The sequence below is a fragment of the Aurantimonas marina genome, from assembly GCF_017183135.1.
GTDB lineage: Bacteria > Pseudomonadota > Alphaproteobacteria > Rhizobiales > Rhizobiaceae > Aurantimonas > Aurantimonas marina.
On sequence record NZ_JADDXW010000006.1, the window covers coordinates 165,001 to 188,387 of the forward strand.

Consider the following 23,387-nt stretch of genomic DNA (forward strand, 5'->3'; position numbering starts at 1 on the left):
AAACGGAGCGCCCGAAAAGGCGCGGGAGGCCGAATTGCGCCTGATGGCGAAGCTTCTGGGCGAGGTTCTGACCTGGGTGGTCATTACCCTCATGGTCGGCCTCACTACCGTGGTCGTGGTGGCGGTCGTATTCCGCAAATTGGGAGCCTCGCTCTCCTGGTACGACGAGGTTGCCTCGGTGCTCCTGGCATGGACCACCTATTACGGCGCCGCGCTAGCGGCGCTCAAGCGCGGCCATATCGGCTTCGACGACGTGCTCCTCGCGCTGCCACGCCGGGCGCGAGCCGCGGCGGTCATCCTCGCGGAGATCCTGGTGATCTCCTTCTTCGCGCTGCTCGCCTGGGCGGGACTCGAGGTGCTCAGCATTCTCGAGGGTGAGACGCTGGTCAGTCTGACCTGGGTGCCGGTGTCTCTCACCCAATCCATTATCCCGATCGGCGCCATCCTGTTCATCGTCGCCGAACTTCTGAGCCTGCCCGACTACTGGCGGGACGTGATGGCGGGACGCTCGGTCGAGCACGCCGTCATGGCGCATGGCGAAACGCCGGAGAAGGACCAGGCCTGATGTTCATGTTCGGTATCTTCATCGCGCTGGTCGTGATGGTATGCATCAACGTGCCGATCGCCATCGCACTGGCGCTGGCGGCGGTCATTGCCATCGGTCTCACCGACGGTGCCGGCGCCCTCGTGACCATCGCGCTCGATATGTACTCGGGCGCGAAATCCTTCTCGCTGATCGCCATTCCGATGTTCGTGCTCGCTGGCGCGATCATGAACGCCACCGGCATCACCCGGCGCCTCATCGCCTTCGTCACCGCGATCATCGGCTTCGTTCGCGGCGGCCTGGCGATGGTCAATGTCGGTGTCTCGCTGTTCTTCGCCGAGATCTCGGGCTCGGCGGTCGCGGATGTCGCGGCAATGGGCTCGATCATCATTCCCGAGATGAAGCGGCGCGGCTATCCCGCCCCCTTCGCCGCTGCGATCACCTCGTCCTCGGCCTCGCTGGCGATCATCATCCCGCCATCGATCCCGATGATCCTTTACGGTGTGTCGTCGGGGGCCAGCATCGAACAATTGTTCGTCGCGGGCGTCGTGCCGGGGCTGCTCGGAGCAGCCGGGCTGATGGGTGTCGCCTACTACTACGCAGTCAAATACAACTGGCCGACCGAGGACGCCTTCAATCTTCCAGCGTTGCGCGCCACCTTCGTCGAGGCGCTGCCGACCTTCGCCCTGCCGGTGATCATCCTCGGCGGCATCTTCGGCGGCTTCATGACGGCAACGGAAGCGGCCGGAATCGCCGTCGTCGCGGCGATCCTGGTGGGAATGTGGTATCGCGAGGTCGACTGGCGCCAGCTCAAGGAAGCGATGCTGGAAGGCGGCATGCAGACGGCCGTGGTCATGCTGCTCGTCGCCACCTCGGTCCTGATGGGCTCGTTCCTGACCACCGCCCGCGTCCCGCAGGACATCGCGGCGGCGATCCTGGACCTCACCAGCAACCAGTACCTAATCCTGCTGATCCTCAACGTCTTCTTTCTGGTCATCGGCTTCTTCCTGCATTCGGCCGCGGCGATCATCCTGGTCGTCCCGATCATCACGCCGCTGATCAGCCAAGCGGGAATCGATCCGGTGCATTTCGGCCTGGTGGTGACGCTGAACCTTGCGATCGGTCAGCAGACGCCGCCGGTCGCCTCGGTGCTGATCACAGCATGCTCGATCGCCAAGGCAAACATCTGGGAGGTGACCAAATGGAACCTGCCACTGATCGCCGTGCTGCTCTTCGTGCTCATCATCAGCACCTACGTGCCGGCGATACCGATGTTCCTCGTCGAATATTTCTACAGGTGATCCGATGTCCGAAAACGAACTCCTCTACGAAGTCCGCGGGACCACCGGCTGGATCACGCTAAACCGCCCGCAGGCCCGCAACGCGCTGACCTTCGCCATGTATGACGGCCTTGCCGAAATCTGCCGGAGCGTGCCGACCGACGGCTCGGTCAAGTGCCTCGTCGTCACCGGCGCCGGCGAGAAGGCGTTTGCCGCCGGCACCGACATGACGCAGTTTCGCGGCTTTACGACCGATCAGGACGCGCTCGACTACGAACACCGGATGGACGTCGTCCTCGGCGCGGTCGAGGGCTGTCCGGTGCCGACCATCGCGGCGATATCGGGCGCCTGCACCGGCGGCGGCGCAGGAATCGCGGCCGCCTGCGACATCCGCATCACGACCGCAGACCTGCGCTTCGGCTTTCCGATCGCCCGTACCCTCGGCAACTGTCTGTCGATCGCCAACCTGTCGCGGCTGTCGGCGCTGATGGGCGCGGGGCGGACCAAGGAGGTCATCTTCACCGCGCGCCTCGTGGGCGCCGACGAGGCGCAGGCGATCGGTCTCGTCTCGGAGATCGTGGCCGATCACGCGGCGCTGATCGCGCGCGCCGAGGCACTGGCCGAACAGCTCGCCGGTCACGCGCCGATCACCCTTGCCACCACCAAGGAAGCGTTGCGGCGGTTGCGCGTCGAGGGCGCCGGCGCCGACGATCGCGATCTCGTGGTCAAGGCTTACATGAGCGAGGACTTCAAGGAAGGCATGGAAGCCTTTCTCGGCAAACGCAAACCCCAGTGGAAAGGCCGGTAATGACGACCGCCGCGAAAGGCCCGCTGGAGGGCATGAAGGTCATCGAGCTCGCTCATATCATGGCGGGCCCCGTCTGCGGCATGATGCTCGCCGACATGGGCGCTGACGTGATCAAGGTCGAAAAGCCCGAAGGCGACGACAGCCGGCGCTTCCTGCCGCCCGACATCAATGGCGAGTCCGCCGCCTACATGATGATGAACCGCAACAAGCGCGGCATCGTGCTCGACCTTAAGAGCGACGACGGCAAGGCGGTGCTGCGCCGGATGCTGGAGACCGCCGACGTCGTCATCGAGAACTACCGCATGGGGACGATGGAAAAGCTCGGCCTCGGCTACGAGGACCTGCGCAAGACCAATCCCGGCCTGATCTACTGCGAGATATCTGGCTTCGGCCGCAGCGGCCCTTACGCGACGCGCGGCGGCTTCGACCTGATCGCGCAAGGCATGAGCGGGCTGATGTCGATCACCGGCGAGGGGCCGGGCCGGCCGCCGGTGAAATCCGGCGCGCCGGTCACCGACATCACCGCCGGCATCCTCGCGGCGCTCGGCTGCGTTAGCGCCTATGCACGGAAACTTCAGACCGGCGAGGGTCAGAAGGTCGACACCTCGCTGTTCGAGGCCGGCATCACCCATACCTACTGGCAATCGGCGATCGCCTTCGCCACCGGCCTCGCTCCCGGCCCGCTCGGCTCGGCTCACCCGCTGAACGCACCCTACCAGGCCTTTCGGACGGCAGATGGCTGGATTACCGTCGGCGCGGCCAATCAGCGAAACTGGGAGCGTATGCTGGCGGTCATCGGCGCCGAGGAACTCGCCAAGGACGACCGCTTTTCGTCCAATCATGCCCGGATGCAGAACCTGGCCGCGCTCGAAGATATCCTGAACGGCTACTTCTCGCGGCAGTCATCGGCGGACTGGCTGGAGCGGCTGGAGGCGGCCGGCGTTCCCGCCGGCCCTGTGTTCGACGTCGCCGAAATGCATCGTGATCCGCAGACGCTGTTCCGCGAGATGGTGGTCGAGACCGAGCACCCGAAGGCTGGCCCGGTGAAGGCGATCGGCCTGCCGATCAAATTCTCGGAGACGCCCGGTCGTGTGACCCGTCCCGCCCCGCTGCTCGGCGAGCATACGCGCGAGGTGCTGCTGGAAGCGGGCTACGACGACGGGGCCGTCGACGATATGTTCGGCTCCGGCGCCGTCCGCAGTTCGGCAGTGGCATAGTCGAGATGAACAACCTCGACCTCGCCGATCGGTTGAGCGCGGCCCGCAATGGCGGCCCCAAATTGTCGACGGGTGGGATGGCGGACGCCGTTGCCAGCGCGTGTGATGCCTACGCAATTCAGCGCCGTGTGGTGGAGGCGGTTGGGCCGATCGGGGCATTCAAGACCGGCCGCCGTCCCGACCAGGACCAGATCATGGCGCCGATCTTCCGGAAGGATACGCGCAGCAGCCCGGCAATTTTCACGCGGACAGAGATCGACCGGATCGGCATCGAGTTGGAGGTCGGCTTCGTCATCGACAGGCCCCTCCCCGATGCCAGCGATGCGGATTTCGAAAGGCGCGCGCGCGACCGCGTTTCCGCCGTCGCGGCGCTGGAGATCGTCGACACGCGGCTGAGCGACATCGAGATGGCGCCGCCACTTCTCCGGTTGGCCGACAATCAGCTCAATGGCGGCCTGGTCGTCGGCTCGCCGCGCCGCGACTGGCAGGACATGGACCTTACGATGGTCAACGCCAGCCTGAGCCTCGGCTCGCAAACCGTCCTCGATGGCCGCGCCGACGTGCCGGGTGGCGACGCCTTCGCGACATTCTGCGCCCTTGCCAGAATGATCGGCTCGCATTGCGGCGGCCTCAAGCCCGGTCAGGTGGTCATCACCGGGTCGTTGAACGGCATGCCCTTCATCGAACGCGGCACGCCGGTGCGCGGCTGGATCGACGGGCTCGGCGATGTCGCGGCGGATTTTCCGACGTAACCGAACGGCGCGGCCGGGCCTGATAATCGCGTTACAGATGCTTCATGTCATAGCGCCGTAGCAGGTCCACGATCTGATCCCGCGCCCGGATCTTGTGCTCCTGGGCCATCTGGCGCGCCTCGCCCGGCTCACCGGCGCGGATCGCGTCGATGATACGCTGGTGCTCTTCGATCGATCCCATTGGTTTTGGCCGCAAATGCAGGGTCAGGCGGCGGGCGCGGAACGACTGATCGATATTGACCGTCGCGATCCGCTCCAAGCGACCGTTACCGGCACCCCGAACGAGGCAGGCGTGGAACCGCGCATCCGAATCGGCCCAGCCGAGAAGATCATCCCCGGCGAGCGCCTCGGCGAGTTCGGCGTTCAACCGTTCCATGTCGCGGCAAACACGTTCGCGAACGTCGGCCGACTTTTCGGCCAAGAGCAGCGCCGCCATGCCTTCGACGGCGATGATGACGTCGTAGACCTCTTTCATGTCGTCGGGCGACAGCGCGCTGATGACGACGCCGCGTTTGGACCGCAGCTCGACCATGCCCTCGCTCTGCAAGCGGATGATCGCCTGATGCACCGGCGTCCGGCTCATCCCCAATCGTTGCGCCATTTCCTGTTCGGAGCCCTGAAAGCCCGGAGGGAAGACGCCATCGCGAATCGCCTGTTTGACGGCGTCATAGGCCGCTTCGACCAGCGACGGCTTGCGCTCCGGTTTTTCAATGCTGAGGAGCGTCGGGGCGTTCAACGTCATGATTTCCCCTCTTGCCGCGAGAGCCTTCCCCGCACCCTACACGGCTCGACGGACAAATCGAACGCTTTCTTGCATGCATCTTCGGACGCATGATTGACATTGCCGGTGTGGTGGTCACAGATTGGCAAAGATCGGTCGCCGCCGTTTCGCGCCTGGAGGGTGCGCGCGACGCAGGTGCGCCCGGTCGGGAGACATCCACTGGGAGGAATACAATGAAACTCACGTCACTGATGGCAGGCGCCGTCCTGGCGGTCGGACTGACGGCCGGTTCCGCGAGCGCGCAGGACTATCCGACAAAACCCGTCAACTACATCATTCCATTCAACGCCGGCGGCGAATCCGACATCGCCGCCCGGCTGCAGCAGCCGGTCTTCGAGCGCCTCACCGGGCAGTCGATGGTGATCCAGTACATGGCCGGCGCCGGCGGCGCGCAAGCCTGGTCGCAGCTCAACGGCATGGACGGCGACGGCTACACACTGATGGGCACCAACCTGCCCCATATCATCCTGCAGCCGATGGCACAGGAGGTCGGCTACAAGACTGACGACATCGCCAATGTCTACTTCTTCCAGTACACGCCGGACGCCATCGTCGTGCCGGCCGACAGCCAGTTCAATACGCTTGAGGATTTGGTCAACTACGCCAAGGAGAACCCAGGGCTGGTGACCTTCTCTGGCTCCGGCACCAATTCGGCCAATCACGTCGCGAAGACGAAATTGGACAGTCTTGCCGGCATTACCACGACCTATGTGCCGTTTTCCGGCACGAGCCCGTCCATCGCGGCCGTGCTCGGCAACCAGGTTCTGGCGAGCTTCGGCTATACGACATCCGCGATCAATCAGGGCGACGCGCTGCGGGTCCTTGCCGTTGCCTCGGAAGAGCGTGTGCCGAGCTTCCCGGACGTTCCGACCTTCAAGGAACTCGGCTACGACATGGTGGGCGGCGCCTATCGCGGCGTGGCCGTACCAACTTCGACGCCGGAAGACGTCCGCAAGCAGGTCTCCGACGCCCTCGACAAGGTCAACCAGGACCCGGACTTCATCAAGAAGATGGAAGACGGCGGCTTCGTCGTCATCAATATCCCCTACGACAAAGTCGAGGCATTCATGAACGAGCGCCGCGAGCAGTATCAGGCGGTCGCCGAGCAGATGGGCATCGCCCAGAAATAAGCGCCGGCCGAGCCCAGGCGGGAGTGGTCGACACTTCCGCCTGCCATTCCCCATTCCATTGAAGCGATCGCCATGGACAAGCTCGTCTATCTTGCCGAGGCCTTGACGCCGTTCAACCTCGTTCTTGCCCTTGGCGGCGTGCTGGCCGGCATCGTCATCGGCGCTCTCCCCGGCCTGTCCGCGACGATGGCCGTGGCCGTGCTCGTGCCGTTCACCTTCACGATGGACCCGGCCTCCGGCCTGATCGTGCTCGGCGCCATCTATACCGGAGCGATCTACGGCGGTTCCTATTCCGCCATTCTGGTCAACACGCCGGGAACCCCCTCGGCCATTGCCACCACCTTCGACGGCTTTCCGATGGCCAAGCGCGGCGACGGCGCGTTGGCCATCTCCATCGCCACCCTCGCCTCGGTGTCGGGTGGCATCGTCGGCGCGCTGATGCTGATGTTCCTGGCGCCGCCGCTGGCGCGGGTCGCGCTCGCCTTCGGCCCGCCGGAATATTTCTGGCTCGCGGTCTTCGGCCTGACGCTGATCTCGGCGCTATCGGTCGGCAATCTCATGAAGGGCATGATCGGCGCCTGCCTCGGCCTGCTCATGTCGATGATCGGCGTCGCCGTCATCGGCGCCGACGTGCGCTTCACCATGGGCAGTCACGCGCTGCTCGGCGGCATCAACATCGTGTCCGGGCTGATCGGGCTCTATTGCATCCCGGTCCTGATCGATCTCGTCGCGACCAAGGACCCGCACCTCAAGGTCGCGAGCGACACCAGCGGCTATCGGCTGAAGGAAGCCTTCGCCATCGTCATGCGGGAGAAGTTCAACCTAGTCCGTAGCTCGGTGATCGGCACGCTCGTCGGCATCCTGCCCGGCGCCGGCGGCTCGGTCGCAAGCCTCGTCTCCTATTCCGAGGCGCGCCGCTCCGCCAGGCATCCCGAGCGCTACGGCACGGGCGAGCCGGGCGGCATCATTGCCACCGAGGCCGCCAACAACGGCACCGTCGGCGGCGGCTTCATTCCGACGCTGGTGCTGGGAATTCCCGGCACGCCGCCCGACGCCGTCATCCTCGGCGCGTTGCTCGTCCAGGGCATCCGCATCGGTCCGACGCTGTTCACCACGCAAGGGTCGATCGTCTACACCTTCATCTTCGGCCTGCTCATCGGCACCATCCTGATGCTGCCGGTTGGCCTCCTCGTCGGGCGCTACGCCTACAAGGGCATCATCGCGATCCCGAAGGCGGCGCTGGTTCCGACCATCGCCTTCATGACGGTCATCGGCAGCTTCGCGATCCACAACAACCTCAACGACGTCGTCGTAATGCTCGGACTTGGCGTCATCGGCTGGATCCTCAACCGGGTCGGCTTCACTCCCTCGCCCATCGTTCTCGGCCTGGTGCTGGGGCAGATCGCCGAGCAGGGTTTCGTGCAAAGCTATCTGATCGGCAATGCGCAGGGGAACGTTCTGGCCATGTTCTTCGCCCGCCCAATTTCGCTTGCCATCGTCGCCTTCTCGGTGCTGACGCTGTTCTATCCCTTGATCGCCGGAGCGATCGGGGCGCGGCGGGCCCGCAAGTCCGAGACCGACATCATCGTGGAGAGCCGAGATGGCCGCCCTTAGGAAGCCGCACGACCTGCCGGGAACGATCGCCGCCGCCCTGTTCATCGGCCTCGGCGTGGTTCTCATCCTGCAGACCGGCCGGATGACGCCGATGGGTTCGGTGTTTCCGATCACCATCGCCGCCGCGATGATCGTGTTCTCGGCGATCCTGATCCTTCGCAATTTCGTCATTGCGGCGCGGCGCCCCTCCGTCGAGGCGGCCGACGAAACAGCGCGCGAGACGGATCAGACGCGAGGGTCGATGCCGCGCCGCATCGGCTTTCTGGTCGCCATGGCCGCGTGGGTCGCGCTGATTCCGATCCTCGGATTCTTCGTCGCCAGCCTCATCGCCTTCTTCGCCATCATGGCCGTCGCCAGTCATGAGCGCGTCACGCCGCGCGAAGGCATCATGCTTGGCGTGATGGGGATCGTCATCCTGACCGGCTTCTACCTGATCATGGCCAACGTCCTGCTGATCCCGATGCCGCGCGGGATTTTCTTCTAGGGCGGGTCGTCCGTGATCGCGGCTGTCCCCGCCACGCCTCCCGCCGTCGTTCCATTCTGAAAGCATCGTCATGCGCATCACCGAGATCCGGGAAAAGACCGTCTCGATCGCCAGCCCGATCGCCAACGCCTTCATCGACTTTTCCAAAATGACCTGCTCCGTCGTCGCGGTGGTCACCGACCAGATGCGCGACGGCAAGCCCATCGTCGGCTTCGGCTTCAACTCGAACGGACGTTACGGCCAGGGCGCGCTGATGCGCGAACGCTTCATCCCGCGGCTGATGGAAGCCGACCCAGAGACGCTGGTCGATCGCGAGCACGACAATCTCGATCCCTTCGCCATCTGGACGGCGATGATGACCAACGAGAAGCCGGGCGGTCACGGCGAGCGCTCGGTGGCCGTCGGCACGATAGACATGGCGGTGTGGGACGCGGTCGCCAAGATCGCGGACAAGCCGCTCTACCGGCTTCTGGCTGACCGCTATCGGGGTGGCGAGGCCGACGACAGCGTCTGGGTCTACGCGGCCGGCGGCTATTACCATCCCGGCAAGGAGATCGAGGGTCTAAAGGACGAGATGCAATCCTATCGCGATCGCGGTTATACGGTCTGCAAGATGAAGATCGGCCTCGCGCCGCTGAATGAGGATCTGAAGCGCGTCGAGGCCGCGCTCGCCGTCGTCGGCGAGGGACAAAATCTCTGCGTCGACGCCAATGGCCGCTTCGATCTTCCGACGGCCATCGCCTACGCCGAGGCGCTGGAGCCCTACGATCTCTATTGGTACGAGGAAGCCGGCGACCCGCTCGATTATGCCCTGCAGGCGGAGCTGGCCGAGCATTACACCGGCCGGATGGCCACCGGCGAGAACCTCTTTTCCATGCAGGACGCGCGCAATCTGATCCGGCACGGCGGCATGCGGTCCGACCGCGACGTCCTGCAATTCGATTGCGCCCTCTCCTACGGGCTGGTCGAATACATGCGCACGCTCGCCATGCTGAAGGAGAACGGCTGGTCGAGCCGGCGGGTGGTGCCGCATGGCGGACACCAGATGTCGCTCAACATCGCCGCCGGCCTGCATCTCGGCGGCAATGAATCCTATCCGGACGTGTTCCAACCCTTCGGCGGCTTCGCCGACGCGACCGAGGTGCGACACAGCCGCGTCGGCCTGCCAGATGTTCCGGGCGTCGGCTTCGAGGCGAAGGCGGCGCTTTATGAGTTGTTCAGGTGGGAGCTGCTGGACTGAGCAAGCCGGACCTGATTTCGGCGTTTTAGATCGCGCGGATCGCGGCCAGCAGATCGTCGTCCACCGCGATGCCGGCTGCGAGCGCTTCGCGCCGTGCCGCGCGGCCCTTGCGGCCCGGTATCCGGGTTCCCGACTCGGCGCTGATTTCCCCGACCAGCGCGGCCAGCCGCTCAACGGCGTGATCGCCGCCCATCGCCACCGGATCGATGACGAGAAGCCACTGGCCCAGTCCCGGCGGCGGCCCCTTGTCGTCGAACAGGGAACTTGCCTCATAGGCGTAGTTCGCACCGGTCAGCCCGGCCGACAGCATTTCCACGACCAGGGCGAGCGCGGCGCCCTTGGCATCGCCCATCGGCAGCATGGTCCCGGCGAGCGCCGCGTCGGGATCGGTCGTCGGCTGCCCGGCACTGTCCAGCGCCCAGCCTTCGGGAATGGACGCTCCCTTCTGCTTGGCGGCCATGACCTTGCCGCGCGCGATCTTCGACAGGGACAGATCGATGACAATCGGCTCCTGATCGCCCAAGGGCGCGGCGAAGGCGATCGGATTGGTGCCGAACAAGGCGCGGGTGCCGCCCCAAGGGGCCATGGCGCCCGGCGAATTCGCCATCATCAGGGCGACGAGGCCGGCTTCGGCGAAGCGCTCCACCGTCAGGCCGAGGACGCCGGCGTGGTGCGAGCGATAAATGGCAGCGCTGGCCACGCCTGTCTCTTTAACGATGGCCGGAAGCTGTTCGACGGCGAGATCGAGTGCCGGAAAGGCAAAGCCGTTGCCGGCGTCGATGCGCAGCAGTGCCGACCGGGTCCGCTCGGCTTGCGGAACCGCCGCGCCGGCGACCTTTCCGACCTTGGCTTGCGCGCAATAGGCGACGAGGCGCCGCAGCCCGTGCCCGCTCTGGCCGGCGGCTTCCGCGGCGACGAGCCCGCGCGCAACCGAGGCGGCTTGCGACGGGCCGGTCGAGGCGCGTTGCAGCGCGTCGGACGCGAGCGTTTCAGCCTCGGCGATCGACAGTCTTTCGGTCACAAACGCGTCTCCAGATGGCGCAGGATGTTCTCGGCCGTCACGCGGCTGACCCTGACATTCGATTCGTCGGTGACGCCGGCGATGTGCGGCGTCAGGATGAGGTTGGCGATGCCGGCGAAAACCCGGCCGGCCTCGGCGGTTAGTGGCTCGGTCTCGAACACGTCGAGCGCCGCGCCGCCGAGCTTGTCTTGCCGCAGCACGTCGGCCAGCGCCGTCTCGTCGACGACGCCGCCACGCGCCGAATTGATCAGGACGGCGTCGGACTTCATCAGCGACAGCGCATCCACGCCGATCATGTGGTGGGTCGCGTCGGTCAGCGGCACATGCAGGCTGACGACATCGGAGGCGCGAAGCAGATCGTCGAGGTCGAGCCGGTGGGCATCGGTCCAGGCGGCGTCGCTCTCCGGCAGGAACGGATCGAAGGCGGCGACCGAAAAGCCGAAGGCCCGCGCCCGTGCGGCCGTTTGCCGGGCAATCGAGCCATAACCGACAAGCCCGAGACGCTTGCCCTGCGCTTCCCGGCCGATCAATTGCTGGCGCGGCCAGTTTCCGGCAATCACGTCCTCGGTCGCGTCATAGGCGCGGCGCAGCAGCGCCAGCGCCGCGGTCACGACATATTCGGCGACGGCGACGTCGTTGGCGCCCGTTGCCGGATAGACCGTCACGTCGCGCGCCTTGCAGGCGTCGAGGTCGATATTGTCCAGACCGACGCCGAGCCGGCCGACACAGCGAAGGCCGGGGGCGGCGGCAAGCAGCGCGGCCGTGACCTTGGTCCGGTTGCGCACGACGAGGGCGCTGGCACCGGCAACCGCGGCGGCCAGATCGTCCGGCCGATCGACGAGTTGCGGGTCGTAGAGGGTCTCATGCCGGGCCCGGATCCGATCAACGGCGGCCTCGTCCATGAACTCGGTAATGACAATCTCAGGCAATGGGCTCCCCTCCCACAAAAGCCGTGGCGGCCATCTTTCCCAAGACGGCCGCCGAACAGGTACCACGCCGGGCGCTCCGTGGAGGCGTCCGGCGAAGGCAGCTCAGGCGCTGCGATAGAGCTTGGTCATGACGAATTCGCGATGCCCCAGCGCTTCGGCCGCGGTGACCCGGCCGTTCGCCGTGCGCATGATGCACTCGATCAGATCGTCACCGGCCTGGTCGATGGTCTTGTCGCGACGCAGGATTCCGCTCACGTCGACGTCGACATGCTCGGACATCGTGCGCACGGTGCGCGGATTGGCGGTGATCTTGATCACCGGGACGATCGGATTGCCGACGACGTTGCCCTGGCCGGTCGGGAAGGTGTGGACGACGTAGCCGGCCGCCCCCATCAGCGTCACGCATTCGGCCGCCGCCGACGAGGTATCCATGAAATAAAGGCCGTTGCCCTTCTGCGGGGCCTCGGCCGGCTCGAGAATGTCGATATAGCGGCAGTCCCGCCCGATCTTCTCCAGATTGCCGAGTGCCTTTTCCTCGATCGTCGACAGGCCGCCCAGGATATTGCCCTTGGTCGGCTGGCTGTCCGACAAATCGTCCGTGGCGTGGGCGAAGATCACATCGTCCTGATAGGCCTTCCACATCTTGTACCAGCGCTCGCCGGTCTCGGCGTCGACCGCGCGCTCCTTGCAGATGTGCTCGGCCCCGGTGATTTCCGAGGTTTCGCCGAAGACGCCGTAGATGCCCTCGGGGATCAGCTTGTCGTACATGTTGCCGACCGTCGGGCAGGAGCCGAGACCCGTCGTAGTGTCGCTCTCGCCGCATTTGGTCGAGACCCAGAGCTCGGACACGTCGCATTCGACACGCTGCTGCTCGGTCGCCCACTGGACGAATTCCTTGGCCTTGCGGGAAACGTCCATGATCGTCTTCAGATCGCCGTTCTGCTCGATCGAGAAGGCGGCGACGGGCTTGCCGGTCTCGGCGATGCCGTCGGCGATCTTCTGGGTCCAGCCCGGCTCGATTCCGACCACGATGCAAGCGGCGACGTTCGGATTCGCGCCGGTGCCGATCATGGTGCGGAAATGCAGGTCGAGATCCTCGCCGAACTGCAGCCGTCCATAGGCGTGCGGCAGGGCGAGCGTACCCTTGATGTTGTTGGCGACCGCCTCGCAGCAGGCGTTGGAGATGTCGTCGACGGGCAAGATCACGATGTGATTGCGAACGCCCACGCGGCCGTTCTCACGGCGATAGCCCATGAATTTGCGATTGGTGTTGATCGGCATGGTCGGATCTCTTTCCTGAACTGACGGATAAACGAAGGGTCGAGTGCGGGCGGCGCTAGCGCCACCGCTCGATCACCAGCGGTTGGTCTTCAGATTGTGGATATGGACATGCCCGCCCTTCTTCGCGTCCGCCTTCATGCGGCCGATATCCTCGCCGTATTTGATCGCCGTATCGCCCGCCGAAAGGTCCTTCAGCGCGACCTTGTGGCCGATCGGGACATCGTCGTTGCACGTCAGCTTGAACGAGGAGTTGTCGGCGGTCACGACACACAGCATCTCGGTGCCGGCCTTGAGGTCCTCCACGACGACGACACCGACATTGTCCTTGTGATCGTGGACGAGCAGTTGCGGGATGCTCATGAGTGATTCCTCCGAGGGTTACGGTTGATGCAGGCGTGAAAAACAGCCGGCGGAGCCGGCTCCAAGCGGAGTGGCCAAGTATCAATATCGACAGGTCTTATATAAGACATAAAATATCTTTACACGTTCGTGTCAAGCGGTTTATCTGGTCTGGTAAAAATTGGGCAGTGACGAATGACGGACGGAGAGAAGGCCCCAGCGTTCCGACCGCTCTACCAGCAGGTGCGCGAGACCCTGGTCCGCCGACTGATCGACGGCGTGTGGACCCCGGGCCTGATGCTGCCGAGCGAATTCCAGATCGCGGCCGATCTCGGCGTCAGTCAGGGGACCGTTCGCAAGGCCCTCGACGCGATGACTGCCGAACATCTCCTGGTTCGGCGGCAAGGACGCGGGACCTTCGTCGCGCTGCCCGAAGAAGGCCGGATCCTGTTCCAGTTCTTCCGGCTCGCCGCCGACGACGGCACCCGCCTGTTCCCCGACAGCCAGGTTCTGTCGCGAGTGCGTGGACGCGCTGACGCCGCGGCCACCAAGGCGTTGCAGCTTGCGCGCAACGACGCCGTCTGGCGGATCGACCGGGTCCGGCATCTTGGCGGCCGGGCTGTCATCGCCGAGCAGATCACCCTCCCCGTGACGAAATTCCCCTCGCTGGCGGAAATCCGCGACCTGCCGAACAATGTCTACGCGCTTTATTCGGAGATCTTCTCGATCACGATCGGGCGGGCTATGGAACAGCTCAAGGCGACCGGCGCCGACGCGACCACCGCCGCGCGGCTGAACTGCCAGCCCGGCCATCCGGTTCTGTCCATCGAGCGGGTCGCCTTCGCGCTCGACGGATCGCCAGTCGAGTGGCGCCTATCCCGATGCGTGACCGATGGTTTTCACTACCAATCCGATCTTCGTTGAGCGGTGACGACCGTCCGCGAGCGCTTGCCAGCGCGGCACGAATGCAATCCGTCGAACCAGGAGCCTGACACTCAGGGTTTGAGGATGATCTTGGGCGCGGCCGCCGCGCCGTTCCGGATGTCGCGGAACGCGCCGAAGCCGTCCGCGAGCGGCCGGGTCTCGACCCAGTCGAGCGCGCCCAGGCGCCCGTCGAAGATCGCCGCGGCGGTCTCGCGAAAGTCCGTCGGCGTATAGGTGTAGGTGCCGATGAAGGCGATCTCCTGCAAGGTCATCTTCCGGATATCGAGGCCGCCATTGGCGTCGCCGAGGCCGATATGGGCGATGACGCCGCCCGGCCGCACCGCGCGGCACGCCGCTGCCCGGGTCGCCGCAAAGCCGACGGCGTCGATGACCAGATCGACGGCCCCGTCGGCGGGGCCGCCGGGCTGAGAGGGATCGAACACGTGAAAATCGCCGGCGCGCCTCAGCGTCGGGTGCCGGGCCTTGTTGGTTTCGGAGACCGCGACGCCGGACGCCCCCGCAGCGGCAAGCACGAGCGCCGCGCCGAGGCCGATCGCGCCGCCGCCGATAACGAGGCAGGTCGCCTCCTCCAGCGGTTTGGCGAGAGCGTTCCTTGCCAGTCTCACGGCATGCCAGCCGCAGGCGAGCGGTTCGGCGAGCGCAGCCTTTTCGAAGCTGACGCCGGCGGGAATGGTGACAAGGTTTTCCAGCGGCATCGAAAGGCGCTCGGCGAACGCGCCCTCGCGCGGCGGCATCGAGATGATCTGCCGCTGGGGGCACACATTGTTGCGGTCGGCCTTGCAGGCCTCGCACTGGCCGCAGGTCACCAGCGGATTGACGGTCACGCGCCGGCCGGCCTCGGGGCCGTCGACGATCGTTCCGGCCGCCTCGTGGCCAAGGATCAGGGGAGCCGGCCGTCGCTCGTCATGGCCGAGAAAGGCGTGCATGTCGGACCCGCAGATGCCGACCGAATCCACCCGCAGCAGCGCCTCGCCGGCGCGGGCCACCGCGTCCGCGACTGTGTCGTAACGAAGCTGCTCGGGTCCTGTGTAGACGAGTGCCTTCATTTGGCGGTGAACCCCCCATCGACAAACAGGATCTGGCCGGTGACATAGGCTGACGCATCCGAACACAGGAACAGCAGCGGCCCCGCGAGGTCGGCGAGTTCACCGTTGCGGCCGATGCAGGTCTGGCGCGCATGGCGCTCAGCGAGGGCCTGATCGGCGAAGACCGGGCCGGTCAGCTCCGTGGGGAAGAACCCGGGCGCGAGCGCATTGGCCAGAACGCCGGAGCCGGACCAGGCTTCCGCCATCGCCCGCGTCAACTGCTCCACGCCGCCCTTCGACGCACCATAGGCGATGCCGCCCGGAAAGGCGCGGCGCGATTGCAGCGAGGCGAAATTGACGATGCGGCCCCAGCCCTTGGTCTTCATGGCCGGCACCAGCGCCTGCGCCAGGAAGAACGGAACTGTCAGATTGAGCGCGAGCGTCGCGTCCCAGCCCTCAGGAGTGACATCGTCCGCCGCCTGACGGGTGTTGAGGCCGGCGGCGTTGATCAAAATATCAGGCGCACCGAACGGCCGCGATACGGCGTCGGCCACACCGCCCACCGCGCTCCGGTCCGAGAGATCGGCGACGACCGTGTCGACCTTACCGCCGGTCGCCACTTTCCATTGGTCGAGAACGTCGCCGCGCCGCGCCACGCCGACGACCGCCGCGCCGGCTTCGGCGAGCATGGTGGCCGCAGCCCGGCCGAGCCCGCTGCTCGCGCCGGTCACGCAGGCGACCCGCCCGCTTATGTCGAAAAGCCTCTGGCTTGCCACGGTCACGTGTTCTCCTTGCATCTCCAACTTGTCACTGGACCATTTCGGCCGCTCGCCTCACTCGGCCGCGCTCAGATCAAAATTCTCGCCAGGGAAGTATTTGGCGAGGCGAATGTCGGCGGTGCGGGCATGGCCCTCCATGCCTTCGAGCCGCGATATGCGTGCGGTGGCCTCGGCGACCGGCCGCGCTCCGTTGCGCGTGGCCCGCTGCCAGGTGACCATCTTCATGAATTTGTGGACCGAGAGGCCGCCGGTGTAACGCGCGGCGCCGGAGGTCGGCAGCACATGGTTGGTGCCGGACGCCTTGTCGCCAAAGGCAACCGTCGTCTCTTCGCCGAGGAAAAGCGAGCCATAGCATTGCAGCCGCTCGAGCCACCAATCCGGATCGGCGGCCTGCACCGACAGATGCTCGGGCGCGTATTCGTCGGCGACCTTGGCCATTTCCTCGCGGTCCTTGCAGACGATCACCTCGGCATAGTCGCGCCACGCGGCGGCGGCGTTCTGGCCGTTCAGTTCGGGCAGCGCCGCGATCAGGGCGGGCACCCGCTCGAGCACGGCCTCGGCCAAGGGCCGATGCGAGGTGACGAGCCAGACCGGCGAGTTGTAGCCATGCTCGGCCTGCCCGACGAGGTCGACGGCGGCGATCTCCGGATCGGCGTTTTCGTCCGCCAGGATCAGGCTGTCGGTCGGCCCCGCGAACATGTCGATGCCGACGCGGCCGAACAGAATCCGCTTGGCTTCGGCAACGAACTGGTTGCCGGGTCCGACGAGAATATCGGCTTTGGGCAGCCCGAACAGGCCGAACGCCATAGCCGCGATGCCCTGGACACCACCCATCGCCAGGATGGAGTCGGCGCCGCACAAATCAGCGGTGTAGATGATCGCGGGATTGACGCCCACATCCGGCCTGGGCGGCGAGCAAGCGGTGATGTGGCTGCAGCCGGCGACCTTGGCGGTGGTTACCGTCATCAGGGCCGAGGCGATATGGCTGTAGCGGCCGCCGGGCGCGTAGCATCCCGCCGCTTGGCAGGGGATGCTCTTCTGGCCGGCGATCAGTCCGGGAACGACCTCGATCTGGACATCCCGGATCGTCTCTTTCTGTGCTTCGGCGAAGCGACGCACATTGTCATAGGCGAAGCGGATGTCGTCCTTCAGCTTCTGCGAGACCTGCGAGCCGGCTTCCGCGATCTCATCCCTGGTCAGAACGACATTGCCGTCATAGCGATCGAACTTCTCGGCATAGGCGCGCGCCGCGGCCTCGCCGCCCGCTTCGATCTCGTTGAGAATCGTCTGCACCGTTTCGCGCACGTCCCCGGCGTCCGAGGTCGACGTTTTGCTGGCTTTCTTGAGATACTCGGCCATGGAATTCTCCTAGCGATAGATGTCGGGGAGCATCGCGGTCGAGATCGCCGGCACATAGGCGATCAAGAGAACGACAAGCAGCATGAAGAAGACAAAGGGCACCGCCCGCCGGGCGATCGGCAGGATGGATTCGCCGGTCAGTCCCGAGACGACAAAGAGGTTCAATCCCAGCGGCGGGGTGATGAAGCCGACCCCGAGCGAGGTGATCATCATGATGCAGAACTGAATCTCGTTCATGCCGATTTCGTCGGCAAGCGGCTTCAGGATCGGCGCCAGGATGACGATGTTCGGCGTCGTCTCCATCACGCAGCCGGCGGCGATCAGGATGCCGATCATCAACAGGATCAGCATGTTGGGATCGTCGGTGAGCGAGGTCACCGCGAAGACGAAGCCTTGCGGCACGCCGAGCGCCGCGAGCGTCTGCGCCAGCGGCAGCGACATGGCGATGATCGGCACAATGACGCCGTTCACCTTGGCGGACGAAACCAGCATCGAGGGGAAGTCGGCGAGTTTCAGCGTCCCCAGGATGAACCCCATGATGATCGTCACGACGACCGCCGTCGCGCCCGCCTCGGTCGGCGTCAGGCGGCCGGAGAAAATGCCGTAGAAGATGATGCCGGGGACCAGGAAGGCATACCAGCCGCTCTTCAGCGCCCGGCCGACGTTGCTCAGCCATTCGCGTCCGGAAATCGCGCCGCCACCTTCATAAGCGTAGATCCGGTTGACGACGATATTGGTCAAGAGGATCGAGACCAGGATGGCGATGCCCGGAATAATCGCCGCCTGAAACAGCGTCGAGGCGGAGATGCCAAGCACCAGACCAATGATGATATAGGCGATAGACGGCGGGATCAGGATGCCGGTACAGGCGCCGGCGGCTACCAGGGCGCAGGCGTAAGGGCGCGGATAACCGGATTCCACCAGACGGTCGATGGTCATGCGCCCGACCGCCGCGGCGCCCGCCGCGTCCGAACCCGAGATCGCCGAGAACATGCCGCAGACCAGCACCGTGGCCGAGCCGAAACCGCCCTTGGCCCAGCACGTCAGCGCTTCGGCGATATCGAGGAATTTTCGACTGAGACCGGTGCGGACCAGCACGTCGCCCGTCAGGATGAACAGCGGAACCGCGGTCAGGGCGAAGGCGTCGATGCCGTCGAACAGGGATTCGCCGAACAGAGAGAGCGGAAGCACCTGCGACAGGACCAGCATCGCGACGGCCGAGGCGCCGATCGCGGCCCAGACCGGAACTCCGAGAATGATGAGCCCGAGGAAGAGCAGGACCGGGCCGTAAAAATCCCATCCCAATTCCACGGTCTGCTGCTGAAGTTGTTGCCAAAGCATGGGAACCTCAATCGAACAGACGCTCGCCCTCATAGGGCGGGCGACCGCGCACGAGGTCGGCGGCGTCCCGGACAAGGGACTGGACGAGACGAATGACGACGAGCGAGAATCCGACCGGGACGGCCATCAGGAACCAGACCATGGAAACCCGCAGGCCGTGGCTGACCGAGCCGAATTTCCAGGAGACCCCGACGGTCTCGAAGGACCAGTAGAGAGCCAGGCAGGCGACCACCAACATGACCAGATCGCCCAGGATGTAGAGCAGCGCCTTGGCCCGCTCGGGTACGTAAAGGAACAGCACGTCGATGCGGATGTGGGCGCGATCCTTGACCGCCGAGGCGGCGCCGATCCAGGCAAGATAGATAAAGGAATAGCGCACGATCTCCTCGCCCCAGATCGACGAGTAAGCGAAGACCTCACGGCGGATCACCTCGATCGCCATCGTCGCGACGAGGATCGTGTAGAAGATAAGCAGCGCCCATCGCTCGGCGTTTCGGTCCAGCAGCTTCAGGATATGCACGCGCCTCAACCTTTCGCGGCGGAGCGACGCCGGCTGCCATATCAACAGCAAGCCGGGCATGCGCACCGAACCTCGTCAAAGGCGCGATCATTCGCACCCCGTGATCACGAAATGAGAGTAGTCAGCGGGCTCGGCGCCCGCCGACGCAAAATACGCCTCAGGCGTCGTGGACGTAGTAGCGCCCCATCGTACCAGCGGCCTCCTCAAGCCGCTTGAACGTCTTCATGTCGCCGGAGAGTTCGGTCTTGTAGGAATCCCACTCCTCGCGCTGATAGCCGGCCGTATCCTTCCAGACCGCGAGCTGATCGTCGGTGAGCGTGTGGAATTCCACGCCCGACTTCCTCAGCTCTGCCATGGCGTAGGCGCGTGCGGCCGGGACCTTGGCGAGGTTCTGCTGGGAGGTGACCTCCGAGGCGAAGTCGATGCCGTCCTGAACGTCCTGGGGAAGCGAATTGTACCATTCCAGATTGCAGGAATAGACTTGGCTGTCCGGGACCGCCTGGGTGAAGGTGACGTGGCTCAGGATGTCCTTGAAGCCGAAGACGAAGAGGGCTCCGACTGACGGATCAAGCGCATCGGCCACACCCTGCTTGATCGCGGAGGGCGTCTCGCCCCAAGCGACCGGCGTCGGATTGGCGCCGACCATGCGATAGTACTGCTGCAGCATCTCCGAGCCCGGCACACGGAACTTCACGCCGGAAAGATCCTCAGGCTTCATGACCGGGCCGGGGCCACCCTTGCGGACCGCGACGACGCGGGGATCTATGACGACGTAGAAGAGCGGCTTGAAGCCGCGCGCCTCGACCTTGGGATGCACTTCCTGCTTCCATGCATCGGACGAGACGAGGTTCGTGAACCGCTGGTTCGAGCCGCAGAAATAGGGAAGGTTGATCAGGTCCACGACCGGCGCGAAGGGCGCGAAATTCGACAGCGAGTGCTGCGCGGCCTGGATCGTCCCGCCCTGAACCTTCTGCACCAGCGCGCCGCCGGCGCCCAGTTGACCGCCCGGCGAGAGCTTCACATAGACCTTGCCGTTGGTGGCGTTCTGAATGTTTTCCTTCAGATCGAGCTGCATGATCGGATAGCTGCGCGACGCGCCCAGGACATAGGCGGTTGCGATCGTCATGGTGTGCTCGGCGGCCTTCTGACGCTCGTTCTCTTCCTTGGCGGTCTGGGCGACCGCCTCGTCCGACCAGAGCGTGCCGGCGGCCCCGGCCACCATGGCGGCGGTAAAGGCACCCGCTCCGGTCAGCCGCAGAAAATTTCGACGAGCAACCGACTGCAATTCTTGGCGTTCACGGATTGTGGACATTGGGGGCCTCCTCCCGGCCATTGTTGTAGGTGTGGGCGTTGACTCCGGCGACGTGGGCCTGCTCGCGTTGCAGGACGGCGACGACGAAAAGCACGGACGCCAGAAACAGCGTCAGCATCTCGCCGACGTCGGAGAGAAAGACTCTTCCACCCGACGTACCAATCACGATGTTGGCGACGAAGACCGCGAAAACGACCGCGGCCGCCGCGAGTGCTATGGAACCTGCCTTACGCATCGTTTCCTCCCTGATCGGATGCGCCTATAACCGTGTGTAAACGCTTTCATGACCTGATGCAAGCGCTTACATATTGCGATTCTGGAATTTGGCACGATATTGCGGCGGCACAGGAGAGGAGTCGAGATGAACGAGCGATCGGCGCCTACCCTGGCGGACGTGGCCCAGCATGCGGGCGTGTCGACGGCGACAGTCTCGCGCTGCCTCAATTCTCCTGAGCGGGTACTGCCCGAAACCCGCCAACGCGTCATCCAGGCGGTGGAGCAACTCGGCTATACGCCGAATTTCGGTGGCTGGGCCCTCGCCTCCAACCGGACCAATACCGTCGGCGCGATCATTCCCACCATGGAGAACGCCATCTTCGCACGCGGCCTGCAGGCGTTCCAGGAAGCCCTGGCAGCCGCCGGAGTCACCCTTCTCGTCGCCAGCACCGGCTACGATCCCGATCGGGAGGCCGAACAGATAAAGGCCCTGGTCGGTCGGGGCGCCGACGGACTGTTGCTGATCGGCACGGCCCGTCCGCAGGCGACATACGATTTTCTGCGCCAGCGCAGCGTGCCCTATGTCATCGCCTGGAGCCACCGGGCGAACGACGGCAACTGCTATGCCGGATTCGACAACCGGAACGCGGCGCGCGCGCTGGCCGAACGAGTCATCGGCTATGGTCATCGGGCGATCGCGATGATCGCCGGCGAGACGCAGGGGAACGATCGGGCGGCGGATCGGGTGGCCGGGGTGCGCGACGCCGTGACGGCGGCCGGCATGGACGCCGGAGCGACGTCGGTTGTCGAAGCGCCCTATTCGCTCGAGGAAGGCGGCGATGCCTTCGCGGCTCTCATGCGACGGAACAATCCGCCGAGCGCCGTGATCTGCGGCAACGACGTGCTGGCGGTTGGCGCGATGACAAAAGCCAGGGAAATCGGGCTTTCGATCCCGCGAGACGTGTCGATCGTCGGATTCGACGACATCGACCTGGCGCTCGTCGTCCAGCCGCAACTGACCACCGTCCATGTCCCCCACAGACGCATGGGAGAAGCGGCGGCGCGGCTGTTGCTCCAGCTCAGGGATGGCCATCCGAACGTGGAAAGCACCATCCTGGAGACGCATATCGTCGAGCGCGGATCACTCATTCGCTATGCGAGGCAGCATAGGGAGGCGGTATGATCGGGAGTCGAATCAAGGCGGTAGAGCCGCATCGCAACATGCGGGGTGAAGCTTTCCGCTGAAACGTCCGCCTCGCCGCGCCTCGGCGGACGATGACAGGGAGAATGAGGATGGTTTCATCGGCAGACCCGATGCCGGCGGCGCGGCCGATCCGGCTCGGCATGGTGGGTGGCGGTCAGGGCGCCTTCATCGGCGCGGTCCATCGCATTGCCGCCCGGCTCGACGGGGAATTTGAACTGGTGGCGGGCGCCTTCTCCTCCGACGCCGGGCGCGCGGCGTCCTCCGGCGCCGAGATCGGCATCGATCCGGCCCGCGCCTATGCGACTTTCCAGGCGATGGCCGAAGCGGAAGCCGGACGGACGGACGGCATCGAAGCCGTGGCGATCGTCACGCCCAACCATCTGCATTTCGCGCCCGCCAAGGCGTTTCTGGAAGCCGGCTTCCACGTGATTTGCGAAAAGCCGCTGACGGCGAAGCTCGAGGATGCGGTGGAGCTACAACGGGTCGTCGCGGCCTCGGGGCGCGTCTTCGTGCTGACCCACAATTACACCGGCTATCCGATGATCCGTCAGGCGCGGGAGATGGTCGCGGCCGGAGATCTCGGACCGATCCGGGTCGTCCAGGCCGAATACGCGCAGGATTGGCTAACCGAGGCAGCCGAAAAGGCAGGTTCCAAGCAGGCCGAGTGGCGGGTCGATCCGGAAAAGGCAGGCATCGGCGGCGCGCTGGGCGACATCGGCAGCCACGCCTTCAACCTGCTGACTTTCGTGACGGGGCTGAAGCTCGATAGCGTCGCCGCCGATCTCTCAGTCTTTGTTCCCGGCCGCAGGCTCGACGACAACGACCATCTCATGCTGCGCTTTGGCGGCGGAGCGAAGGGCATGATGTGGGCGAGCCAAATCGCGCCCGGCCAGGAAAACGGCCTGCGCCTTCGCGTCTACGGCGAAAAAGGTGGGCTCGAATGGGCGCAGGAGAACCCGAACCAACTCTGGTTCACGCCCTTCGGCGAGCCGAAGCGGCTGATCACCCGCGGCGGAGCGACCGCCGTCCCGGCGGCCCAGCGCGTCACCCGCATTCCGGCCGGACATCCGGAAGGCTATCTGGAAGGCTTCGCCACGATCTATCGCGAAGCCGCCATCGCCATCCGGGCGGTTGCCGACGGTCGCACGATCCCGCCCGAGGTGACGTTCCCCACGGTCGAGGACGGGCTCGACGCCATGCGCTTCATCAACGCCGCCGTGCGTTCCTCCGCGAATGACAGCCGCTGGACCAAGCCGGGGTGAGAAT

24 protein-coding genes are annotated in these 23,387 nt (G+C 65.3%); 12 read left to right on the forward strand and 12 right to left on the reverse strand.

Features of this window, described 5'->3' with window-relative positions; genetic code table 11:
* Positions 1–43: 43 nt before the first annotated feature.
* Genes ING15_RS09440 through ING15_RS09460 form a run of 5 tightly spaced genes read left to right on the forward strand, consistent with a single transcriptional unit; the run spans position 44 to position 4,601 of the window.
* The gene (locus ING15_RS09440) at positions 44–565 is read left to right on the forward strand and encodes a TRAP transporter small permease (protein ID WP_232845668.1); all 522 of its coding nucleotides are present in this window, start codon (positions 44–46) and stop codon (positions 563–565) included.
* Positions 565–1,845, forward strand: coding sequence for a TRAP transporter large permease (locus tag ING15_RS09445; RefSeq protein WP_206454540.1), 1,281 nt, complete (start codon positions 565–567; stop codon positions 1,843–1,845). Before ING15_RS09440 ends, ING15_RS09445 begins: the two co-directional genes overlap by 1 nt.
* 4 nt (positions 1,846–1,849) lie before the next feature.
* Positions 1,850–2,632 (forward strand): enoyl-CoA hydratase/isomerase family protein, encoded by a 783-nt coding sequence (locus ING15_RS09450; protein WP_206454541.1) that lies wholly within the window; start codon positions 1,850–1,852, stop codon positions 2,630–2,632.
* Positions 2,632–3,849, forward strand: coding sequence for a CaiB/BaiF CoA transferase family protein (locus ING15_RS09455; RefSeq protein WP_206454542.1), 1,218 nt, complete (start codon positions 2,632–2,634; stop codon positions 3,847–3,849). The genes ING15_RS09450 and ING15_RS09455 overlap by 1 nt, the downstream gene beginning before the upstream one ends.
* A 5-nt stretch (positions 3,850–3,854) precedes the next feature.
* The gene (locus ING15_RS09460) at positions 3,855–4,601 is read left to right on the forward strand and encodes a fumarylacetoacetate hydrolase family protein (protein WP_206454543.1); all 747 of its coding nucleotides are present in this window, start codon (positions 3,855–3,857) and stop codon (positions 4,599–4,601) included.
* Positions 4,602–4,632: 31 nt separating this feature from the next.
* Here the strand turns inward: ING15_RS09460 and ING15_RS09465 are convergent, their stop codons facing one another.
* Positions 4,633–5,343, reverse strand: coding sequence for a GntR family transcriptional regulator (locus tag ING15_RS09465; RefSeq protein ID WP_206454544.1), 711 nt, complete (start codon positions 5,341–5,343; stop codon positions 4,633–4,635).
* 212 nt (positions 5,344–5,555) lie between these two features.
* Between ING15_RS09465 and ING15_RS09470 the strand changes: the two genes are divergently transcribed.
* The 4 genes from ING15_RS09470 (at position 5,556) to ING15_RS09485 (ending at position 9,850) form a co-directional block, all read left to right on the forward strand.
* A complete protein-coding gene (locus ING15_RS09470; protein ID WP_206454545.1) occupies positions 5,556–6,512 on the forward strand; it encodes a Bug family tripartite tricarboxylate transporter substrate binding protein in 957 nt (318 codons plus the stop codon).
* A 72-nt stretch (positions 6,513–6,584) separates the two neighbouring features.
* Positions 6,585–8,126 carry a tripartite tricarboxylate transporter permease gene (locus tag ING15_RS09475; RefSeq protein ID WP_206454546.1) on the forward strand — a complete coding sequence of 514 codons (1,542 nt, stop codon included), beginning with the start codon at positions 6,585–6,587 and terminating at the stop codon, positions 8,124–8,126.
* A complete protein-coding gene (locus ING15_RS09480) occupies positions 8,113–8,610 on the forward strand; it encodes a tripartite tricarboxylate transporter TctB family protein (protein WP_206454547.1) in 498 nt (165 codons plus the stop codon). Before ING15_RS09475 ends, ING15_RS09480 begins: the two co-directional genes overlap by 14 nt.
* 70 nt (positions 8,611–8,680) lie before the next feature.
* Positions 8,681–9,850, forward strand: a complete 1,170-nt coding sequence (locus ING15_RS09485) for a mandelate racemase/muconate lactonizing enzyme family protein (RefSeq protein ID WP_210348838.1) — start codon at positions 8,681–8,683, stop codon at positions 9,848–9,850.
* Between the two features lie 25 nt (positions 9,851–9,875).
* Here the strand turns inward: ING15_RS09485 and ING15_RS09490 are convergent, their stop codons facing one another.
* The 4 genes from ING15_RS09490 to ING15_RS09505 all read right to left on the reverse strand — a co-directional run bounded on the left by ING15_RS09490 (position 9,876) and on the right by ING15_RS09505 (position 13,441).
* Complete coding sequence (locus ING15_RS09490; protein WP_206454548.1) at positions 9,876–10,871, reverse strand: Ldh family oxidoreductase; 996 nt, start codon at positions 10,869–10,871, stop codon at positions 9,876–9,878.
* Positions 10,868–11,800: a hydroxyacid dehydrogenase gene (locus ING15_RS09495; RefSeq protein ID WP_206454549.1), complete on the reverse strand. Its 933-nt coding sequence runs from the start codon at positions 11,798–11,800 to the stop codon at positions 10,868–10,870. The genes ING15_RS09490 and ING15_RS09495 overlap by 4 nt, the downstream gene beginning before the upstream one ends.
* Positions 11,801–11,902: 102 nt before the next feature.
* Positions 11,903–13,081 (reverse strand): UxaA family hydrolase, encoded by a 1,179-nt coding sequence (locus ING15_RS09500; RefSeq protein ID WP_206454550.1) that lies wholly within the window; start codon positions 13,079–13,081, stop codon positions 11,903–11,905.
* A gap of 72 nt (positions 13,082–13,153) precedes the next feature.
* Positions 13,154–13,441 carry a UxaA family hydrolase gene (locus ING15_RS09505; protein ID WP_206454551.1) on the reverse strand — a complete coding sequence of 96 codons (288 nt, stop codon included), beginning with the start codon at positions 13,439–13,441 and terminating at the stop codon, positions 13,154–13,156.
* Between the two features lie 174 nt (positions 13,442–13,615).
* On the opposite strand from ING15_RS09505, the gene ING15_RS09510 reads away from it, so the two are divergent.
* A complete protein-coding gene (locus tag ING15_RS09510) occupies positions 13,616–14,344 on the forward strand; it encodes a GntR family transcriptional regulator (protein WP_206454552.1) in 729 nt (242 codons plus the stop codon).
* Between the two features lie 71 nt (positions 14,345–14,415).
* Here ING15_RS09510 and ING15_RS09515 read toward each other — a convergent pair whose 3' ends face one another.
* From ING15_RS09515 to ING15_RS09545, 7 genes are all read right to left on the reverse strand, one after another.
* On the reverse strand, positions 14,416–15,411 hold the full coding sequence (locus tag ING15_RS09515; RefSeq protein WP_206454553.1) for an alcohol dehydrogenase catalytic domain-containing protein: 996 nt from the start codon (positions 15,409–15,411) through the stop codon (positions 14,416–14,418).
* The gene (locus tag ING15_RS09520) at positions 15,408–16,172 is read right to left on the reverse strand and encodes an SDR family NAD(P)-dependent oxidoreductase (protein ID WP_408628686.1); all 765 of its coding nucleotides are present in this window, start codon (positions 16,170–16,172) and stop codon (positions 15,408–15,410) included. The genes ING15_RS09515 and ING15_RS09520 overlap by 4 nt, the downstream gene beginning before the upstream one ends.
* A 51-nt stretch (positions 16,173–16,223) precedes the next feature.
* A complete protein-coding gene (hisD, locus tag ING15_RS09525; RefSeq protein ID WP_206454555.1) occupies positions 16,224–17,528 on the reverse strand; it encodes a histidinol dehydrogenase in 1,305 nt (434 codons plus the stop codon).
* A gap of 9 nt (positions 17,529–17,537) precedes the next feature.
* Positions 17,538–18,869 carry a TRAP transporter large permease gene (locus ING15_RS09530; RefSeq protein WP_206454556.1) on the reverse strand — a complete coding sequence of 444 codons (1,332 nt, stop codon included), beginning with the start codon at positions 18,867–18,869 and terminating at the stop codon, positions 17,538–17,540.
* A gap of 7 nt (positions 18,870–18,876) precedes the next feature.
* Positions 18,877–19,389 carry a TRAP transporter small permease gene (locus ING15_RS09535; RefSeq protein WP_332873805.1) on the reverse strand — a complete coding sequence of 171 codons (513 nt, stop codon included), beginning with the start codon at positions 19,387–19,389 and terminating at the stop codon, positions 18,877–18,879.
* Between the two features lie 157 nt (positions 19,390–19,546).
* Positions 19,547–20,701: a TRAP transporter substrate-binding protein gene (locus tag ING15_RS09540; protein ID WP_206454557.1), complete on the reverse strand. Its 1,155-nt coding sequence runs from the start codon at positions 20,699–20,701 to the stop codon at positions 19,547–19,549.
* A complete protein-coding gene (locus ING15_RS09545) occupies positions 20,685–20,936 on the reverse strand; it encodes a hypothetical protein (protein ID WP_206454558.1) in 252 nt (83 codons plus the stop codon). The genes ING15_RS09540 and ING15_RS09545 overlap by 17 nt, the downstream gene beginning before the upstream one ends.
* Positions 20,937–21,062: 126 nt before the next feature.
* On the opposite strand from ING15_RS09545, the gene ING15_RS09550 reads away from it, so the two are divergent.
* Both ING15_RS09550 and ING15_RS09555 read left to right on the forward strand, forming a co-directional pair.
* Positions 21,063–22,100, forward strand: coding sequence for a LacI family DNA-binding transcriptional regulator (locus ING15_RS09550; RefSeq protein WP_206454559.1), 1,038 nt, complete (start codon positions 21,063–21,065; stop codon positions 22,098–22,100).
* A gap of 110 nt (positions 22,101–22,210) precedes the next feature.
* Positions 22,211–23,383, forward strand: coding sequence for a Gfo/Idh/MocA family protein (locus tag ING15_RS09555; protein ID WP_206454560.1), 1,173 nt, complete (start codon positions 22,211–22,213; stop codon positions 23,381–23,383).
* Positions 23,384–23,387 lie beyond the last annotated feature (4 nt).

Excerpts from the sequence above, each read along its gene's own strand:
- ING15_RS09540 (WP_206454557.1), bottom strand. The coding sequence starts at position 20,701 with ATGTCCACAATCCGTGAACGCCAAGAATTGCAGTCGGTTGCTCGTCGA.
- ING15_RS09440 (WP_232845668.1), top strand. The coding sequence starts at position 44 with ATGGCGAAGCTTCTGGGCGAGGTTCTGACCTGGGTGGTCATTACCCTC.
- ING15_RS09505 (WP_206454551.1), bottom strand. The coding sequence starts at position 13,441 with ATGAGCATCCCGCAACTGCTCGTCCACGATCACAAGGACAATGTCGGT.
- ING15_RS09460 (WP_206454543.1), top strand. The coding sequence starts at position 3,855 with ATGAACAACCTCGACCTCGCCGATCGGTTGAGCGCGGCCCGCAATGGC.
- ING15_RS09510 (WP_206454552.1), top strand. The coding sequence starts at position 13,616 with ATGACGGACGGAGAGAAGGCCCCAGCGTTCCGACCGCTCTACCAGCAG.
- ING15_RS09500 (WP_206454550.1), bottom strand. The coding sequence starts at position 13,081 with ATGCCGATCAACACCAATCGCAAATTCATGGGCTATCGCCGTGAGAAC.
- ING15_RS09465 (WP_206454544.1), bottom strand. The coding sequence starts at position 5,343 with ATGACGTTGAACGCCCCGACGCTCCTCAGCATTGAAAAACCGGAGCGC.
- ING15_RS09485 (WP_210348838.1), top strand. The coding sequence starts at position 8,681 with ATGCGCATCACCGAGATCCGGGAAAAGACCGTCTCGATCGCCAGCCCG.
- ING15_RS09470 (WP_206454545.1), top strand. The coding sequence starts at position 5,556 with ATGAAACTCACGTCACTGATGGCAGGCGCCGTCCTGGCGGTCGGACTG.
- ING15_RS09550 (WP_206454559.1), top strand. The coding sequence starts at position 21,063 with ATGAACGAGCGATCGGCGCCTACCCTGGCGGACGTGGCCCAGCATGCG.
- ING15_RS09455 (WP_206454542.1), top strand. The coding sequence starts at position 2,632 with ATGACGACCGCCGCGAAAGGCCCGCTGGAGGGCATGAAGGTCATCGAG.
- ING15_RS09555 (WP_206454560.1), top strand. The coding sequence starts at position 22,211 with ATGGTTTCATCGGCAGACCCGATGCCGGCGGCGCGGCCGATCCGGCTC.
- ING15_RS09515 (WP_206454553.1), bottom strand. The coding sequence starts at position 15,411 with ATGAAGGCACTCGTCTACACAGGACCCGAGCAGCTTCGTTACGACACA.
- ING15_RS09480 (WP_206454547.1), top strand. The coding sequence starts at position 8,113 with ATGGCCGCCCTTAGGAAGCCGCACGACCTGCCGGGAACGATCGCCGCC.
- hisD (WP_206454555.1), bottom strand. The coding sequence starts at position 17,528 with ATGGCCGAGTATCTCAAGAAAGCCAGCAAAACGTCGACCTCGGACGCC.
- ING15_RS09445 (WP_206454540.1), top strand. The coding sequence starts at position 565 with ATGTTCATGTTCGGTATCTTCATCGCGCTGGTCGTGATGGTATGCATC.
- ING15_RS09450 (WP_206454541.1), top strand. The coding sequence starts at position 1,850 with ATGTCCGAAAACGAACTCCTCTACGAAGTCCGCGGGACCACCGGCTGG.
- ING15_RS09475 (WP_206454546.1), top strand. The coding sequence starts at position 6,585 with ATGGACAAGCTCGTCTATCTTGCCGAGGCCTTGACGCCGTTCAACCTC.
- ING15_RS09530 (WP_206454556.1), bottom strand. The coding sequence starts at position 18,869 with ATGCTTTGGCAACAACTTCAGCAGCAGACCGTGGAATTGGGATGGGAT.
- ING15_RS09545 (WP_206454558.1), bottom strand. The coding sequence starts at position 20,936 with ATGCGTAAGGCAGGTTCCATAGCACTCGCGGCGGCCGCGGTCGTTTTC.